15 protein-coding genes are annotated in these 17,280 nt (G+C 61.2%); 9 read left to right on the top strand and 6 right to left on the bottom strand.

Annotation, left to right across the window (positions count from 1 at the left end):
• Window positions 1-68: 68 nt before the first annotated feature.
• The 4 genes from F8N21_RS01695 to F8N21_RS01680 all read right to left on the bottom strand — a co-directional run bounded on the left by F8N21_RS01695 (window position 69) and on the right by F8N21_RS01680 (window position 5,283).
• The gene (locus F8N21_RS01695; protein ID WP_150640456.1) at window positions 69-1,868 is read right to left on the bottom strand and encodes a molecular chaperone; all 1,800 of its coding nucleotides are present in this window, start codon (window positions 1,866-1,868) and stop codon (window positions 69-71) included.
• A 105-nt stretch (window positions 1,869-1,973) separates the two neighbouring features.
• Window positions 1,974-2,834, bottom strand: coding sequence for an archaetidylserine decarboxylase (gene asd, locus F8N21_RS01690; protein ID WP_150640455.1), 861 nt, complete (start codon window positions 2,832-2,834; stop codon window positions 1,974-1,976).
• Window positions 2,835-2,853: 19 nt separating this feature from the next.
• The gene (rhdA, locus tag F8N21_RS01685; RefSeq protein WP_150640454.1) at window positions 2,854-3,669 is read right to left on the bottom strand and encodes a thiosulfate sulfurtransferase; all 816 of its coding nucleotides are present in this window, start codon (window positions 3,667-3,669) and stop codon (window positions 2,854-2,856) included.
• An 84-nt stretch (window positions 3,670-3,753) separates the two neighbouring features.
• Window positions 3,754-5,283: an HDOD domain-containing protein gene (locus F8N21_RS01680; RefSeq protein ID WP_150640453.1), complete on the bottom strand. Its 1,530-nt coding sequence runs from the start codon at window positions 5,281-5,283 to the stop codon at window positions 3,754-3,756.
• Window positions 5,284-5,446: 163 nt separating this feature from the next.
• Here F8N21_RS01680 and motA point away from each other — a divergent pair, with 163 nt between their 5' ends.
• Window positions 5,447-6,298, top strand: coding sequence for a flagellar motor stator protein MotA (gene motA / locus F8N21_RS01675; RefSeq protein WP_150640452.1), 852 nt, complete (start codon window positions 5,447-5,449; stop codon window positions 6,296-6,298).
• 3 nt (window positions 6,299-6,301) lie between these two features.
• Complete coding sequence (motB, locus tag F8N21_RS01670; RefSeq protein ID WP_150640451.1) at window positions 6,302-7,348, top strand: flagellar motor protein MotB; 1,047 nt, start codon at window positions 6,302-6,304, stop codon at window positions 7,346-7,348.
• Between the two features lie 52 nt (window positions 7,349-7,400).
• On the opposite strand, the gene rsgA is transcribed toward motB, so the two are convergent.
• The gene (rsgA, locus tag F8N21_RS01665) at window positions 7,401-8,432 is read right to left on the bottom strand and encodes a small ribosomal subunit biogenesis GTPase RsgA (protein WP_150640450.1); all 1,032 of its coding nucleotides are present in this window, start codon (window positions 8,430-8,432) and stop codon (window positions 7,401-7,403) included.
• Between the two features lie 107 nt (window positions 8,433-8,539).
• Here rsgA and orn point away from each other — a divergent pair, with 107 nt between their 5' ends.
• Both orn and F8N21_RS01655 read left to right on the top strand, forming a co-directional pair.
• Complete coding sequence (gene orn / locus F8N21_RS01660; protein ID WP_150640449.1) at window positions 8,540-9,082, top strand: oligoribonuclease; 543 nt, start codon at window positions 8,540-8,542, stop codon at window positions 9,080-9,082.
• 182 nt (window positions 9,083-9,264) lie between these two features.
• Window positions 9,265-9,876 carry a trimeric intracellular cation channel family protein gene (locus tag F8N21_RS01655; protein ID WP_150640448.1) on the top strand — a complete coding sequence of 204 codons (612 nt, stop codon included), beginning with the start codon at window positions 9,265-9,267 and terminating at the stop codon, window positions 9,874-9,876.
• Here the strand turns inward: F8N21_RS01655 and queG are convergent.
• Window positions 9,858-10,937, bottom strand: a complete 1,080-nt coding sequence (queG, locus tag F8N21_RS01650) for a tRNA epoxyqueuosine(34) reductase QueG (protein WP_150640447.1) — start codon at window positions 10,935-10,937, stop codon at window positions 9,858-9,860. The two genes, F8N21_RS01655 and queG, sit on opposite strands and share 19 nt — an antisense overlap.
• 63 nt (window positions 10,938-11,000) lie before the next feature.
• On the opposite strand from queG, the gene F8N21_RS01645 reads away from it, so the two are divergent.
• From F8N21_RS01645 to miaA, 5 genes are read left to right on the top strand one after another with little or no spacing between them, the layout of a single operon-like run.
• Window positions 11,001-12,500, top strand: coding sequence for an NAD(P)H-hydrate dehydratase (locus F8N21_RS01645; RefSeq protein WP_150640446.1), 1,500 nt, complete (start codon window positions 11,001-11,003; stop codon window positions 12,498-12,500).
• Complete coding sequence (gene tsaE / locus F8N21_RS01640) at window positions 12,488-12,958, top strand: tRNA (adenosine(37)-N6)-threonylcarbamoyltransferase complex ATPase subunit type 1 TsaE (protein ID WP_150640445.1); 471 nt, start codon at window positions 12,488-12,490, stop codon at window positions 12,956-12,958. The genes F8N21_RS01645 and tsaE overlap by 13 nt, the downstream gene beginning before the upstream one ends.
• 15 nt (window positions 12,959-12,973) lie before the next feature.
• Window positions 12,974-14,386, top strand: coding sequence for an N-acetylmuramoyl-L-alanine amidase (locus F8N21_RS01635; protein WP_150640497.1), 1,413 nt, complete (start codon window positions 12,974-12,976; stop codon window positions 14,384-14,386).
• Window positions 14,383-16,293, top strand: coding sequence for a DNA mismatch repair endonuclease MutL (gene mutL / locus F8N21_RS01630; RefSeq protein WP_150640444.1), 1,911 nt, complete (start codon window positions 14,383-14,385; stop codon window positions 16,291-16,293). Before F8N21_RS01635 ends, mutL begins: the two co-directional genes overlap by 4 nt.
• Window positions 16,293-17,264 (top strand): tRNA (adenosine(37)-N6)-dimethylallyltransferase MiaA, encoded by a 972-nt coding sequence (gene miaA / locus F8N21_RS01625; protein WP_150640443.1) that lies wholly within the window; start codon window positions 16,293-16,295, stop codon window positions 17,262-17,264. The genes mutL and miaA overlap by 1 nt, the downstream gene beginning before the upstream one ends.
• Window positions 17,265-17,280 lie beyond the last annotated feature (16 nt).

Raw genomic sequence — 17,280 nt, 5'->3', positions numbered from 1 at the left:
CCTTGAGTCCATCGCGAGCAAGCTCGCTCCTACAGAGTTGCATTGGGGTTTGCCCCTTCACCACACAGTTACAACGACTTCCACAACGAAGCAAATTCCTCTTCGGCACCGCGCGCGCCGCCGCTCGCGGCGCTGTCAGTTTTGGGCTGTTCCAGCGATTGGTACTCGAAACGATTGAAACTGCCGGTGCTGTTCATTCGTTTGTTCAGACCGGCAGGGTGTTCTTCGCCGTTGGTGTTGATCATCACCTTGTTGCCTTCCTGGAAGGGCAGACTTGGGACGAGCAAGGTCGCGGGCAAGTCGAGGGCGCTGATTTCCGGCAGCAACAGTGCCCTCAGGTACTGGCTGTTGCCTTCGCTGGTGCGGATCAATTGCAAGCCGCAGGGTTGAGCGTATGGCGCGATCAGTTCAATGCCCATCTGTGTGCCACCGTTGCGCACCTGACGAACCCAGCGTACCACCGCGACGCTCCAGCTTTGTGCGCTCAAGTCCTGAACACCGACCATCTCTCCTGCCTGCAATTCACCGGGTACCTCTTTTGGCCACGCGAGGCAATAGCCGCCAGGGCTATGGTTGATGATCGACAGCGCGTAGGTTGGGAAATGATGATTGCTATTGGATTGCGGGGCACCGCCATCGGCCTCTGTCTTCTGGTACTGGATCTCTTCATAGGGCAGCAGACTTTCCGCACTGCCTTGGCGGTCGACATCGAACGCGTGGGACCAGGGGTCCTGTTCGCGCTTTACGCCTATTGAGGGGCTGAACCGCGCGGTTTTGCTCACGGCTGGATGTTTGAGGATTTCACTGAACGAACGTTGTCCGCCCAGATAGAAGTGCAGCGCGCTCATGCCGATGCACAGTGTCAGAGTGCCTTGGCCAGCATTGCGCTGGAACGTTCGTTCGGCGGCTTCACCCCAGGCGGCAGAAAGGTGGCGCAATGTCTCAAGACTGAGCCCGGCGGGCACCGGCAAAGGTGATTCGCTGCGTCGCTCGGCAGGAAGCTCCAGGTAATGCCTGATGGCATCGACCAGTGGCAGCGGGTTGATCCCCAGCAACGCGCCTTGTTGCTCGGTGCCGAACGATGCTTTGTAGCGCGGCGGGGCATCAAGGTTCGGGTTGATGGCGAACAGGCTGGAAGCTTGCGTCGTCGGTTGCAGCTTGACCCATTGGCTCCAGGCCTCCAGCACTTCGGCGAGCCGGGCGATGTGATTCTGGCGCAGTTGATTGCAGCGTGAACACCCCATCAGCAAGGCGACCACATACGTCTGTTCGACGCTCAGATTCCGGGTCTGGCTGGCCAGCTCATTAGGCACGGCGCTGTGCTGCAAACCGTGCTTGCTGGCGATCCGATAGAGCTGGTGCAGCTCCAGCCATAAACCCTCGGGCACTGGGCAATAGAGCTGACTGGCGCGAATCAACGAGCCATTGAGGCCATGCATCGCCCGTTGCACCGCAGTGCTCAGCAGCGGCCCGAGCTCCTTGCGAAAGCGCGGGGCGATGCGTATGACGATTTGTTTGTAGCCAATGGCAAGGTGGTTTTGCAGGGCCTGACAGAGGTTGGCGATTTTGCGCGGACGTTCGTCGAGAACAATGGCCTGGCTGAGAAAGTGCCGCTCCAGGTGCTTGCAGACGTAATAGACCTCGGGCCGCAGCAGTTCGAGCAATTGCAGGCGGTTATCGCTGGGCGTGAGCAGCTGGTTGAGTTCGGCGAGCCCCTTATAGAGTTGGTGCGCCGTTTCGCCGATGTTGGCTTTGGGCAAGCCGGCAATCCAGCGTTTCAGGTCGCGCGGGGTGGCTTCACAGAACGACAGACGTGATTGCGTGGGAGTCGGGGCGCGCAACAGCGCAGGGGAGCTGGGCGAGTTCATGTTAATGACATACTCCGGCCGATAATGCGGGCAGGGCCAATTGTCGGGTCAGAAGTCGGGCCGACTGCTGACGTCCCGACTCTAACAGTAAAGACTGCCGGGTGCTTACGCCGAAGGCAAACCCATGCCTTGACCCATCTGCACCGGCGAGCCGGCGGCCAGCTCTTCAGCCCATTTTACCTGGTCCGGGCCGAACAACACGATCGCGGTAGAACCGAGTTTGAAGCGTCCCAGTTCGGCCCCTTTCTCCAGATGGATCGGCGCACGTGCGGCTTCGTCGTAGCGCACGGTTTTCAGCTCGCGTTTGGGCGGGGTGACCAGCCCGGCCCAGACCGTTTCAATCGAGGCGACAATCATCGCACCCACCAGTACCACGGCCATCGGCCCGCGCTCGGTGTCGAAAATGCAGGCTACGCGCTCGTTGCGGGCGAACAGCTCCGGGACGTTTTCGGCGGTGGTCTGATTGACCGAGAAGATCCGCCCGGGGATGTAGACCATCTCGCGTAAGGTGCCGGCCAGCGGCATGTGTACGCGGTGATAGTCTTTCGGCGACAGGTAAATGGTGGCGAAATCGCCGCCCATGAACGGCGCAGCGGCCGCGGCGTCACCGCCGAGCAGTTCGAGCACGCTGAAGCTGTGGCCCTTGGCCTGGAACACACGGCCGTGTTCGATCGGGCCGAGCTGGCTGACCGCGCCATCGGCCGGGCTGAGAATCGCGCCCGGAGTCGGGTCCAGCGGCCGCGCACCGCCTTTCAGGGCGCGGGTGAAGAAGGCGTTGAAGTGCTCATAAGCGCTCAGGTCTTCGACCAGGGCTTGCGACATGTCCACCTGATAACGCTTGGCGAACCAGGCGGTGAGGGCGTTCTTGAACCAGCGCACACGGCATTCGGCAATGCAGCCGGCCAGGCGCGACAGCAGGTGATGGGGCAGCAGGTACTGGCTGAGGATAAACAAACGCTTTTTCATTAACTGTCCTTAAAAAACCTTAAATCTCTACAGGCGTGTCGGGGTGGTTGCCCCATTCGCCCCAGGAGCCGGCGTAGCCTTTGACTCGCGGATAACCGAGCGCCTTGGCCACCAGATAGGTGAAGCCAGAGCGGTGGTGAGTCTGGCAGTGGGTGATGACTTCTTTATCCTTGGTGATGCCGAGTTTCTCGAGGACCTGCGGCATGTCGGTGCGGATGCGCAGGTTGCGCGCCTGATCCATGCCCGCTGTCCACTCGAAATTGACCGCGCCGGGGATGTGCCCGCCCTTGGCCGCGAGGAGTTTCTCGCCGGAGTACTCCAGCGGCCCGCGCGCATCCCAGATCGCCAGGTCGGCGGCACCCAGACGGCTTTGCAGGTACTCGCGGGTGGCGGTGGGTTCATCGTGCAGCGTCAAGGCGACCGGGCCGCCGACTGCTGCCGGGATTTTGGTCGACATGGGTAAAGCGTCCGCCAGCCAGGCATGCAGGCCGCCGTCCAGGTAGTGGTATCGGGTATGACCGATGACATCCAGCAGCCAGATGAAGCGCCCGGCCCAACCGCCGCCTTCGTCGTCATAGACCACATAGACCGCATCGGGGTTGTGCCCCAGTTCGCCGAACAGGGCTTCAAGCGCGGTGTGGGTTGGCAACAGGCCTGGCGCAGGCGGCTGGCCAAGCTGAGTGCGCTTGGGGTCGACAAAGCGGGCACCGGGGAGGTGTCCCTCGGCGTAGCGGGCGTTGCTGGTCAAGTCGACCAGGATCAGTTCGCGGGCGTCGAGACGAGCGAGCAGGTCGCTGGGCTCGATCACCAGCGCCAAGCCAGAGAAGTCAGGCATGTGAGGTCTCCAGAGCACAAAGGGAAGGATTGTAGCGCAAGCTTCAGGCGACAACGCGGAACAGGAAATAATTGATGACAGACCCTAGCGGTTGGTAAAGCTGTGGAGGGCTTTTTCGATACATTGCGCGGTTTTGCCGAAGGCCTGCACGGTGATTTCCGAGAGCGGACCACCGCCCTGATCCGCCAGCACCAGCATCACCACCCGGCCGTTGCTGCTCAGTGAACGCACCAATAGATGCTCACCGCCGAACTGGCTGCGCAGGCTCTCGGGCAGCAGCGCCGAGAATCGGGCGTTATTGGTCGGTGTCAGGCGAATCTGTGCCGGTTGTGCCAGCAGGCGTTGCAGCACGGTACTCTGGCTGACTTGCAGGTTCAGCATGGCTGCGTCCCTGGGCAGGCCGGCGATTTGCTGGACGCGCAGACTGCTCTGGCTACGGTCGGCCATCAACAGCATCACCCGCCGCATCCCGCAGGCCATCAGCGCGTCGCGGGCAGAGCTGGTCAGGTGCATTGCATTGGTGAAACGGCTCGGCGCGGCCAGCAACTCTGCGCAGTGTTTGCGCCAGGTCAGTAGATCTTCAGCCGAAGGCGGTGCCGCCGGCAGCTGGACGCCATTGATACGGTATGTGGTCCATGGCCAGAGCAATGCCTGAGCCGGGTGCCAGAGGTCGTGCATCGTATGCTGGCGTGCACTTTGAACCGCCTGCTGGTGCAATTGCTGCTGCAATTCAGCCATCGGCATTTGCAGGTACAGGCTGGTCAGCAATTGCCAGCGAAGACTGTGGGGGTTATCCCAGGCATGCTGCGCCGACAGCGCGAGGCTGTTGGCCAGCAGTACGCTATTGGCCGGCTGGTTCAACCAGCGGCGCAACAGCGGATCGGCGTCCAGCCGCTGCTGCTGGCGCAATGGATGATCGCAGTCACGGGCAATGCGCAAGACCTTGACCAGTAACTGATGCTCGCGCAGCAGCAGGCGATATCCCTGCAGTACCCAGATCGGCAAGTGCCAGTGTTCAGCCAGTGCCTGGCAAATGTCCAGCAGGCGCACGCCGAACAGTTCCTGTTCGACCTTGCTTGCCGACTCGCCCTTGCGAACGACCCGCAACTCCCACTGTTCGAGCAACTGCGGATGGCTCAGGGCCAGCGGCCAGAGCGGCGAAAGGAACAGCAAGCTGCCCCAATGGATGTCCTGCCAGAGTCGCGCCAGGCGGCCGGCGAACAGACCGTTGGCCTGCTGCGTAGCGTGCTGGCTGATCAATTGTAACTGCCGCAATGCGATCGGGATTGCGCCCTCGGGCAACGCCGGCAGGCGCGCGAGCAACTCTTCAGTGCGCTTCAGACCGAGGCGATTGATCGCGATCTCAAGGTTCTCCGCTGGCTCGGACATGCTGCCGTGGCTGTGCAGATTGGCTTCGCGAATAACGCTGAGGGCCAGCGCGGGGCTGTCTTGCATCAACTCGGCGATATTGCGCATCGAGCTGCGGCTATTAGCGATGGCTTTGCACACTCGGTTATGACTGGCTTGCGGCACCGGCAAAACCACGCCGTCGAGGAGCGTTACCCAGCCTTCAATGGTATCGGGTCTGATAATGACTGTCGTTTCATTAGCCATAGGGCGCGCGATCATCATTCACAATTAACACGCCCAGAGGGGGCAAACTGGCTTTTCGCCTTATCGGCCTATAGTCTGGCGCAGTTTCGCCGATAAGTAGAAGAAGAGTTTGATTAACTTCTGAATATGACCTTGAACCCGACTCAATAAGTACTCTCCTACTATGGCTAAAATCATCGGCATCATTGTCGTATTTGCGAGCGTGCTCGGCGGGTACGTGCTTTCCCACGGCAAAATTGCCGCTCTGATTCAGCCTTTCGAGGTCTTGATCATCGGTGGCGCGGCCTTCGGTGCATTCCTCCAGGCCAACCCCGGCCACATGACGAAACACGTCATCAAGAAGTCCCTGGGGATGTTCAGTTCACGCTTCACCCATACCTTCTACCTGGAGGTTCTTGGCCTGATCTACGAGATCCTCAACAAGAGCCGCCGCGAAGGCATGATGGCGATTGAAGGCGACATCGAAGACGCCACCGCCAGCCCGATTTTCGCCAAGTACCCAGGCGTGCTCAAAGATGAGCGCATGACCGCCTACATCTGCGACTACCTGCGCATCATGTCCTCCGGCAACATGGCTCCCCATGAGCTGGAAGGTCTGTTCGACATGGAGCTGTTCAGCATGAAGGAAGATCTGGAGCATCCTTCCCACGCCGTCAACGGCATCGCCGACGCCATGCCGGGCTTCGGTATCGTCGCTGCGGTATTGGGTATCGTGGTGACCATGGCCTCCCTCGGTGACGGCGACCAGAAAGCCATCGGCATGCACGTAGGTGCGGCGCTGGTCGGTACCTTCTTCGGTATTCTCGCGGCCTACGGCTTCTTTGGTCCGCTGGCCCACGCCCTGGCTCACGATGCCAAGGAAGAACTGAACGTTTATGAGGCCATCAAGGCCTCGTTGGTCGCATCCGCCTCCGGCATGCCGCCGTCGCTGGCGGTGGAGTTCGGGCGCAAGGTTCTGTACCCGTCGCACCGTCCTAGCTTCGCTGAGCTGGAACAAGCGGTTCGCGGTCGCTGAGTCATGGAAAATAATCAGCCGATTATCATCAAGCGCGTCAAGCGCTTCGCCGGCGGGCATCACGGGGGCTCCTGGAAAATCGCCTTCGCCGACTTCGCGACGGCGATGATGGCGTTCTTCCTGGTGCTGTGGCTGCTGTCTACGGCAACCCCGGAACAGAAGATTGCCATCGCCGGTTACTTCAAGGACCCGATCGGTTTCTCCGAAAGCGGCACGCCGTTCGTCATCGACCTGGGTGGCTCGCCGGAGCTGGCGCCGGATAAGACCATTAATCCCGAGGTCAAGACTCAACCGCAGCCGGACAAGGTCACCATCGATACCCAGCAGGTCGAGAGCATGACCGAACAGGTCGAGCAAGAACGTCTCGAGTTGCTGCTCCAGGAATTGCAGAACAAGGTTGAAGAGAACCCGCAGCTGCAGAAGTTCAAGGACCAGATCCTGTTCGAGATCACTCAGGATGGTTTGCGGATCCAGATCATGGATGCGGAAAACCGGCCGATGTTCGATTCCGGCAGTGCGCGCCTCAAACCTTATTTCGAAGACATCCTGCTGGCCATGGCGGATACCATCAAAGCGGTGCCGAACAAGATCAGCGTCAGCGGTCACACCGATGCCAAACCCTATTCGGGCACCGCTGGTTTCGGTAACTGGGAACTTTCGGCCAGCCGGGCCAACGCCGCGCGCCGGGCGCTGATTGCCGGTGGTTATCCGGATACGCAGGTGGCCCGGGTGGTCGGTTACGCCTCTTCGGTATTGTTCGATCGCGCGAACCCGTTCAACCCGGTCAACCGCCGGATCGACATCGTGGTCCTGACCAGGAAAGCCCAGCGGGCCATCGAAGGCGAGCAGAACACTGCGCAACCGCCGGCGCCGACCTCTGGCGAGGGTGCGCCGGGTGAAGTGCCGGGAGCGGCCATCGACCCGGATGCCTTGCCGGCGGACCAGGAGCCATTGCCGGCCCATGAGGTGCGGCAGCGGCTGAACATCTTCGAGGATGGCGCGTTGAAGATGGATGAGCCCGGGAAAAGTCCGGACAGTCCGAAACAGTGACAAACAACAAGGCCGCGATCATCGCGGCCTTGTTGTTTGTGTGGGCAATTACTTAATAGCTGTTTTCAGGCAGGCTGGCGATGATCGAGCGATAGCTGTTCATTCGCTGTTGCTGCACACGGCCTTCTTCCAGGGCCTTGAGCAGCGCGCAACCGGGCTCGCGGTCATGCTTGCAGTCGCGGAAGCGGCAGGTGCCGATCAGGTCGTTGAACTCGATGAAGCCGGCTTCGACGTCGGCGCGGCTGACATGGCCGAGACCGAATTCGCGAATCCCCGGGGAATCGATCAGTTCGCCGCCACCCGGGAAGTGGAACAACCGCGCCGTGGTGGTGGTGTGGGTGCCCTGGCCGGACAGTTCGGAAAGCGGCCCGACGCGGGCTTCGACTTCCGGCAGCAGGGTGTTCACCAGCGAGGACTTGCCGACGCCGGACTGGCCGACGAACACGCTGATGCGCCCGTCCAGCTGCTCCTGCAATTTCTCCATGCCATCGCCATGATGAGCCGAGACTTCCAGAACCGGGTAACCCAGCGAGCGGTAAACCGCCAGCAAGGCATTCAGCGCCGGAGCGTTCTGCTCGTCGATCAGGTCGAACTTGTTCAGCAACAGGAGTGGCTTGATGCCCGCATGCTCGGCGGCGACCAGATAACGGTCGATCAGGTTGGCATGGGGTTCAGGCAGCGGGGCGAAGACGATGACGATCATGTCGACGTTGGCCGCGACCGGCTTGAGCTGGCCGCGACTGTCCGGGCGACAGAGTTCGGTGTTGCGCGGCAGTTGCGCCACGATTACCCCGATACCCTGGTTGCCGGCACGCCAGACCACCTGGTCGCCTGTCACCAGTGCGGGCAGGTTGGCCCGCAAGTGGCAGCGGAAAACCTGACCGGTCAGTTCGCCGTCGCGGGCTTCGACCTCGACCTGCACACCGAAGTGAGCGATTACCAGCCCGGTTTGCTCGGGGCCAAGATCGCCACCCTCGAGTGCTTCCACGGCAGAGGATTCGCGTTTGGCGGCGCGGGCAGCGCGTTCACCTTGAATCTTTTCGATGCGCCAGTTTTGGCGACGATTGAGCTGGCGTTTGGCCATGGGTGTTCCGTGTCGATAATACAGCGGTTAGGTAAAACGGCCGCGAGTTTAGCACGCCGGACAAGCTCTCTAGGCTAAACTGCGCAACTACGCCGAGGAGCCGACCCATGCAAAACCCGCAGAATCTGATTTGGATCGATCTGGAAATGACCGGTCTGAACCCTGACACCGACGTCATCATCGAGATGGCGACCATTGTCACTGACAGCAATCTCAATACCTTGGCTGAAGGCCCGGTCATCGCCATCCATCACAGCGATGAAATCCTCGCTGGCATGGATGAGTGGAATACCCGCCAGCACGGCGGTTCCGGCCTCACCCAGCGAGTGCGCGACAGCCGTATCAGCATGGCTGAAGCGGAAGCTGAAACCATCGCCTTCCTGGAAAAGTGGGTACCCAAGGGCAAGTCGCCGATCTGCGGTAACAGCATCTGCCAGGATCGCCGTTTTCTCTATACCCATATGAAAGCACTGGAAAGCTACTTCCATTACCGCAATCTCGACGTGTCGACCTTGAAAGAGCTGGCCGCACGCTGGGCACCGGTAGTGCGCGACAGCTTCCACAAGGGCAGCACCCACCTGGCACTGGATGACATTCGCGAGTCGATCGCCGAGTTGCAACACTACCGTCAGCACTTCATCAAATTTTAATGAAGGAACTCGGTTGACGTAGGAGCTGCCGCAGGCTTCGATCTTTTCGGGATCACCGCTGATTTGAGAAAGATCAAAAGATCGCAGCCTGCGGCAGCTCCTACAGGGATTAACAGTTGCCCTCTTTTGGTGCCCACGCCAACTGGTTAGACTGCGCGCCTTCTCGCAAGGACTGCCCCGTCATGTTGCTGATGCTTTACCTGATTGCCATTACCACCGAAGCCATGACTGGCGCTTTGTCTGCCGGTCGCCGCGGCATGGACTGGTTTGGTGTGGTGTTGATCGCCTGCGTGACGGCGCTCGGTGGTGGCTCGGTACGCGACGTGCTGCTGGGGCACTACCCGCTGACCTGGGTCAAACACCCGGAATATCTGGTGCTGACTTCGATCGCGGCACTGCTGACGATTGTTCTCGCGCGGTGGATGCGTCATTTACGCTCACTGTTTCTGGTACTCGACGCCGCAGGTTTGGTGGCCTTCACCCTGATCGGCTGCATGACGGCCCTGGAAATGGGCCACGGCATGCTGGTGGCCTCGGTCAGTGGCGTGATCACCGGAGTATTCGGCGGCATTCTGCGTGACATCTTCTGCAACGACATTCCACTGGTTTTCCGCCGCGAACTCTACGCCAGCGTCTCGTTCGCCGCCGCCTGGTTTTATCTGCTCTGCGTCTATCTGCAATTGCCGAGCGAACAGGCGATTCTGCTGACCTTGTTCAGTGGCTTCCTGCTGCGCTTGCTGGCGATCCGCTTTCATTGGGACATGCCCAAGTTCGTTTATAACGACGAAGCCTGACGGTCGGCGTGTTGCTTCAGCGCCCACTCTACATGCTCCCTCACCAACTCCGACGGATAGTCCCGTCGCGCCTTCAAGGCTTCCAGCACTGGAATCGTTGACGGCGCATTCCCCAGCCCTACCGCCAGATTGCGCAGCCAGCGCTCGTAGCCGGCGCGGCGTAGTGGCGAGCCCTCGGTGCTGCTGAGGAATTTGTCTTCATCCCACATAAACAGCTCGGCCAGTTCGGCGTTATCCAGATTGTGTCGAGGCTTGAAGTCGCCTTCTGCGGAAGGGCGGGCGAAGCGGTTCCAGGGGCAGACGATCTGGCAGTCATCGCAACCAAACACCCGATTGCCGATCAGGGGGCGCAGATCCTCGGGGATGGCGGTTTTCAGTTCGATGGTCAGGTAGGAAATGCAGCGTCGGGCGTCCAGCACATAGGGCCCGACGAAGGCGTTCGTCGGACAGATGTCCAGGCACGCGGTGCAGCGCCCGCAATGTTCGCTGGAGTGGGGCGGGTCCACGGGCAGCGGCAAGTCGACAAACAGTTCGCTGAGGAAGAAGTAACTGCCGGCCTTGCGGTTCAGCATCAGGGTGTTCTTGCCGATCCAGCCGAGCCCGGCCTGTTCGGCGATGGCTTTTTCCAGCACCGGAGCGCTGTCGACAAAGGCGCGATAGCCAAAGGGGCCGATAACCGCCTGAATCCGCTCGGCCAGCTGTTGTACGCGCTTGCGAATCAGCTTGTGATAATCGCGGCCCAGGGCATAACGCGAGACATAGGCTTTTTCCGGCTGAGCCAGACGTTGCGCCATCTGGGTATCGCCGGGCAGGTAATCCATGCGCAGAGAAACTACTCTCAAGGTGCCGGGGACCAGTTCCTCGGGGTGTGAGCGCTTGCTGCCATGGGCAGCCATGTAGTCCATCTCGCCGTGATACCCGGCGTCGAGCCAGCGTTGCAGATGCTGCTCATGTTCGGCCAGGTCCAGGCCGCTGATGCCGACTTGTTGAAAGCCCAGCTCGCGTCCCCAATCCTTGATCGATTGGGCGAGGGTGGCAAGGTCAGTGGTAATAGCAGGCATGAGACGAGAGAAACCGGAGCTGAGGTGCGTATAATTCTGCCAGACATCGGAGCCTGAAGACGCATGCTGCACATTAAAGACGATTTACCCGACGCGCTGTATAGCGCCGCTCAAGTTCGCGAACTGGACGCCAGCTTGATTGCGGCGGGCACGATGGGCTTCGAATTGATGCAGCGTGCCGCGCGGGCGGTGTGGCGAGCCATGGTCCGCCGCTGGCCGGATGCGCGGGAACTCAGTGTTGTCGCAGGCCACGGCAATAACGCGGGCGATGGTTATCTGGTCGCGGCATTGGCCTTGCGCGCCGGTTGGCAGGTACAGGTTCTGGCCTCCGGGGATCCGCAGCGATTGCAGGGCGATGCGGCCTTGGCCTATGCCGAGGCTTTGGCGGTCGGCGTCACCGTCCAGCCCTGGAGCGGGCCCGCCGCGTTGCGCGGTATCGTGCTGGACGCGCTGCTGGGTACGGGACTGGTCGGCGAAGTGCGTGAGCCTTATGCCGGTATCCTCGTCGCGATCAATGCCAGCGGGCTGCCAGTTGCCGCGGTGGATATTCCTTCGGGCCTGTGTGCCGATACCGGGCGAGTCCTGGGTGTGGCGGTACGGGCTGACCTGACGGTAACGTTCATCGGCTTGAAGCTTGGACTGTTCACTGCCCAGGCTCCGGATTACGTTGGCGAACTGCTGTTCAACGACCTGCAAGCCTCGCCTGAGCTGCTGGCCGAGGCTTGCGTCAGCGCCCGCCGCCTGATGCCGGGCAATCTGCCGCGTCTGGCAGCACGCTGGCCGACTGCCCATAAAGGTCAGTCTGGCCATCTGTTGCTGATCGGTGGCGATCGAGGCCTGGGTGGGGCGATTCTGTTAAGTGCCGAAAGTGCCTTGCGCAGCGGCGCGGGCATGGTGTCGCTGGCTACCCGTAGTGAGCATGTGGCGGCGGCCCTGGCGCGTTTGCCGGAAGTCATGACGGTGGGCACGCATTCGGCGAACCAGCTGATGGGGCTGCTGGAGCAGGCTTCGGTACTGGTGGTTGGCCCTGGGTTGGGTCAAGCCGCGTGGGGACGCAGTCTTTTGTCGGCGGCGGTCAATGCGCCTGTGCCGCAAGTTTGGGATGCCGATGCGCTGAACCTGTTGTCCAAAGGCGGATTAGCGCTGCCTGAGGGCTGTGTGATCACCCCGCATCCGGGCGAGGCAGGGCGTCTATTAGGGATTTCGACAGCGCAGGTTCAGGCCGATCGTTTTACTGTCGCGCGCCAATTGAGCAAGAAATATGCAGCCATCGTGGTTCTCAAAGGTGCCGGCAGCCTGATCGCCAGCCCGGATGGCCGCGTGGCGTTATGTGATCGTGGCCATCCGGCGATGGCTACGGCAGGCCTGGGGGATGTCCTGGCCGGCCTGGTCGGCGCGCTTCTGGCGCAAGGCATGGACGCGTTCGACGCGGCCTGTCTGGCGGTCTGGTTGCATGCCAGCGCCGGTGAGCGGCAAGGCAAGTTGGGCCGGGGGCTGGCGGCCAGTGATTTGATTCCAGCCATTCGTCAGTTGCTGGAGGAGCAATCACCGTGTCTGAAGTAACCCTGTATCTGCCCGACGAAAAGGCGATGATCAAGTTGGGGGCGCGTATCGCTCAAGTCACCGAAGGGTGTGGATTGATCTTTCTGGACGGTGACCTGGGGGCGGGCAAAACCACCTTGTCGCGGGGCATCATCCGTGGCTTGGGGCATGTGGGGGCGGTCAAGAGCCCGACCTTTACCCTGGTCGAACCCTATGAGATCGGCGAGGTTCGGGCCTTCCATTTCGACCTCTATCGACTGGTCGATCCGGAGGAGTTGGAGTATCTCGGCATTCGTGATTACTTCGAAGGCGATGCACTGTGTCTGATCGAATGGCCCAAGCGCGGTGCAGGCTTTTTGCCAAAGCCCGACCTGACCATTACCATTAGCCCGCATAACAGCGGACGTTCGCTGAGTTTGTTGCCCCAAGGCTCGCGTGGCGAGTCGTGGTGTGCCGCTTTGGCATTGGAATTCAAATAAATGATGGGGTTAGGTATGCGCTTTCGCGCGTTGGTTGCTGTCGTAGGACTATTGCTTACGGCACTGGCCGTCGACGCTGTGGCTGCGACTCAGGTCCGCAGCGTACGCTTGTGGCGCGCACCGGATAACACCCGACTGGTGTTCGATCTCACAGGTCCCGTCCAGCACAGCGTTTTTACCCTTGTGGCACCGGACCGCCTGGTCATCGACATCAATGGCGCCACGCTTGGCGGCCCGTTGAATGTCTCCTCCGCCAACACCCCGATTACCTCCATGCGCTCGGCCCAGCGCACGCCGACCGACCTGCGGGTGGTCATCGACCTGAAACAGGCCGTCACTCCAAAGAGCTTCACCCTGGCGCCGAATGCGCAGTACGGCAACCGCTTGGTGGTCGACCTGTTCGACAATCCCGCCGATGCCGCGCCAATCCCGGCGCCGACCAACGTTGCCACGGTGCCCGTAGTCCCGGTGACTCCGGTGGAGCCAACGGTCAAGTTGCCGCCAGCGCCAGCCGGCAAGCGTGACATTATCGTGGTGATCGACGCCGGTCATGGCGGCGAAGACCCCGGGGCTTCCGGCTCCCGCGGTCAGAAGGAAAAAGACGTGGTGCTGGCGATCGCCAGGGAGCTTCAGCGTCAGGTCAACGGCATGAAAGGTTTCCGTGCCGAACTGACCCGCACCGGCGACTACTTCATTCCATTGCGCGGCCGTACCGAGATTGCCCGCAAGAAGGGTGCTGACTTGTTCGTGTCGATCCACGCCGATGCGGCGCCGTCGGCGGCGGCTTTTGGCGCTTCGGTGTTCGCCCTGTCCGACCGCGGAGCCACCTCGGAGACCGCCCGTTGGCTGGCCGACAGTGAAAACCGCTCCGACCTGATCGGCGGTGCCGGTAATGTCAGCCTCGACGACAAGGACCGAATGCTTGCCGGTGTGTTGCTGGATTTGTCGATGACCGCCTCGCTGACTTCAAGCCTGAACGTCGGCCAGAAAGTGTTGAGCAACATCGGCCGGGTCACGCCGTTGCACAAGCAGCGAGTCGAGCAGGCCGGGTTCATGGTGCTGAAATCCCCGGATATTCCGTCGATCCTGGTGGAAACCGGGTTTATCTCCAACGCCAACGAAGCCTCGAAACTGGCGGCGGCCAACCACCAGCAAGCGTTGGCTCGTTCCATCAGCAGCGGCGTGCGCCAGTTCTTCCAGCAAAATCCACCGCCGGGCACCTACATTGCCTGGCTGCGCGATTCCGGCAAGATTGCCCAGGGGCCGCGTGATCACCGGGTAAACCCGGGTGAGACGCTGGCGATGATCGCAGTGCGCTATCAGGTTTCTCCGGCGGCGCTGCGCAACGCCAATAACCTGAAGAACGATGAGTTGAAAATCGGCCAGACCCTTAATATTCCGAGTACGGAACTGGCGGTCAAGGAATGAGCGAAGCAGTGATCGGCGGCGCTCGTATCGAGCTGCTCAGCCCACGCCTGGCGAACCAGATTGCCGCGGGTGAGGTGGTCGAGCGGCCGGCTTCGGTGATCAAGGAGTTGCTGGAAAACAGCCTCGACTCCGGTGCCAGACGTATCGACGTGGACGTCGAGCAGGCCGGGGTCAAACTGTTGCGAGTGCGTGACGATGGCAGCGGCATCTCTTCCGATGACCTGCCGCTGGCCCTGGCGCGACATGCCACCAGCAAGATTCGCGACCTGGAAGACCTCGAGCGGGTGATGAGCCTGGGGTTTCGCGGCGAAGCACTGGCGTCCATCAGTTCTGTCGCGCGTCTGACCCTGACCTCCCGCACTCGCGGTGCCGAGCAGGCCTGGCAAGTCGAGACCGAAGGCCGGGACATGGCGCCTCGGGTCCAGCCGGCCGCCCATCCAGTGGGTACGTCGGTGGAAGTGCGCGATCTGTTTTTCAACACCCCGGCACGGCGCAAATTTCTCAAGGCGGAAAAAACCGAGTTCGATCACCTGCAAGAAGTGATCAAGCGCCTGGCGCTGGCGCGTTTCGATGTGGCGTTCCACTTGCGCCACAACGGCAAGACTATCCTCAGTCTGCACGAAGCCCATGACGACGCCGCTCGCGCCCGACGCGTGGCGGCGGTTTGCGGCGCGGGGTTCCTCGAGCAGGCACTGCCGATCGAGGTCGAGCGCAACGGCCTGCACCTGTGGGGTTGGGTCGGCTTGCCGACCTTCTCCCGCAGCCAGGCGGATTTGCAGTATTTCTACGTCAACGGTCGAGCAGTGCGCGACAAGCTGGTCGCCCACGCGGTGCGCCAGGCTTACCGGGACGTGTTGTTCAACGGTCGGCATCCAACCTTCGTTCTGTTTTTCGAAGTCGATCCAGCGGTAGTGGATGTCAACGTGCACCCGACCAAGCACGAAGTACGCTTCCGTGACGGGCGTATGGTTCACGACTTCCTTTATGGCACCTTGCACCGGGCCTTGGGTGATGTGCGTCCGGAAGACCACCTGGCGGCCCCGGCCGCAGTTGCCGGTATGGTCCGCCCCAGCGGTATTGAAGCCGGCGAGTTCGGCCCGCAGGGCGAAATGCGCCTGGCGGCCAACCTGCTGCTGGAACAGCCGCAGCCGCAGCCGACACTCAATGCGCCGGGCTCCGGCGCCGGCGCGGGTTATCAGTATCAGTACACACCCCGGCCTCAATCGGCGGTGCCGGCCGCTGAAGCCCGAAGCGCCTATCGCGAGTTTTATGCACCTTTGCCAGAGAGTGGAGCGGTAGCGCTGCCGGAAGGCCAGGGCGATATCCCGCCCCTGGGTTATGCGCTGGCGCAGCTCAAAGGCATCTATATCCTCTCGGAGAACGCCCAGGGGCTGGTGCTGGTGGATATGCACGCGGCCCACGAGCGGATCATGTATGAGCGGTTGAAAGTCGCGATGGCCAGCGAAGGCTTGAGTGGCCAGCCGTTGCTGGTGCCGGAGTCGATTGCGGTCAGCCAGCGTGAAGCGGACTGCGCCGAGGAACACATGAACTGGTTCCAGCGGCTCGGTTTCGAGTTGCAGCGGCTGGGCCCGGAAACCCTGGCGATTCGGCAGATTCCGGCGCTGTTGAAGCAGGCCGAGGCTAACCGGCTGGTGCATGACGTCCTGTCGGATCTGATGGAGTACGGCACCAGTGACCGGATTCAGGCGCATCTGAACGAACTGCTCGGCACCATGGCCTGTCATGGCGCGATTCGCGCCAACCGGCGCCTGGCCCTGCCGGAAATGAACGGTTTGCTGCGTGACATGGAAAACACCGAGCGCAGTGGTCAATGCAACCATGGCCGACCGACCTGGACCCAATTGGGTCTGGACGATCTGGACAAACTGTTCTTGCGTGGTCGTTGATGAGCCAACTCCCTCCCGCGATATTCCTGATGGGGCCGACGGCCGCCGGCAAGACCGATCTGGCCATCGAGCTGAGCAAAGTGCTGCCCTGCGAGCTGATCAGCGTCGATTCGGCGCTGGTCTACCGCGGCATGGACATCGGTACTGCCAAGCCTTCGAAAGCCCTGTTGGCCGAGTTTCCCCATCGATTGATCGATATTCTCGATCCGGCGCAGAGCTATTCAGCGGCTGATTTCCGCCGCGACGCCCTGGCAGCCATGGCGGATATCACCGCACGCGGCAACATTCCGTTGCTGGTGGGCGGTACGATGCTTTATTACAAGGCGTTGCTCGAAGGTCTGGCGGACATGCCGGCGGCCGATCCGCGAGTGCGCGCAGAGATCGAGGAAGAGGCTGCACGCCTTGGCTGGCAAGCCCTGCACGACCAATTGGCGGTTATCGACCCGGAATCGGCGGCGAGAATCCATCCCAATGATCCGCAGCGATTGAGTCGGGCGCTGGAAGTTTATCGAGTCAGTGGCCTGAGCATGACGGCCCTTCGGCAGCGACAATCTGCGCAAAGTACTGAAGCAGCCGCTTCGGGACGTGGACAATTGCCCTATACTGTCGCGAACTTGGCCATCGCTCCGGCGAACCGCCAGGTACTGCACGAACGAATTGCACAAAGATTCACACAAATGTTGGAACAGGGATTCATTGACGAGGTCGTAGCTCTGCGTACGAGAAGTGACCTGCATATAGGGTTGCCGTCTATACGTGCTGTAGGCTACCGACAAGTCTGGGATCATCTGGATGGCAAGCTGACGTCAGCCGAGATGCAGGAGCGTGGAATTATTGCCACGCGCCAATTGGCGAAGCGCCAGTTCACCTGGCTACGCAGCTGGGCTGACCTGCATTGGCTGGACAGCCTGGATTGCGACAATCTGCCGCGCGCCTTGAAATACTTGGGAACGGTCTCCATATTGAGCTGAGTCCTTGCAATTGCCG

It is taken from the genome of Pseudomonas fluorescens, from assembly GCF_902497895.1.
Taxonomy (GTDB): domain Bacteria; phylum Pseudomonadota; class Gammaproteobacteria; order Pseudomonadales; family Pseudomonadaceae; genus Aquipseudomonas; species Aquipseudomonas fluorescens_BP.
This window is presented reverse-complemented; position numbering and strand designations above follow the sequence as displayed.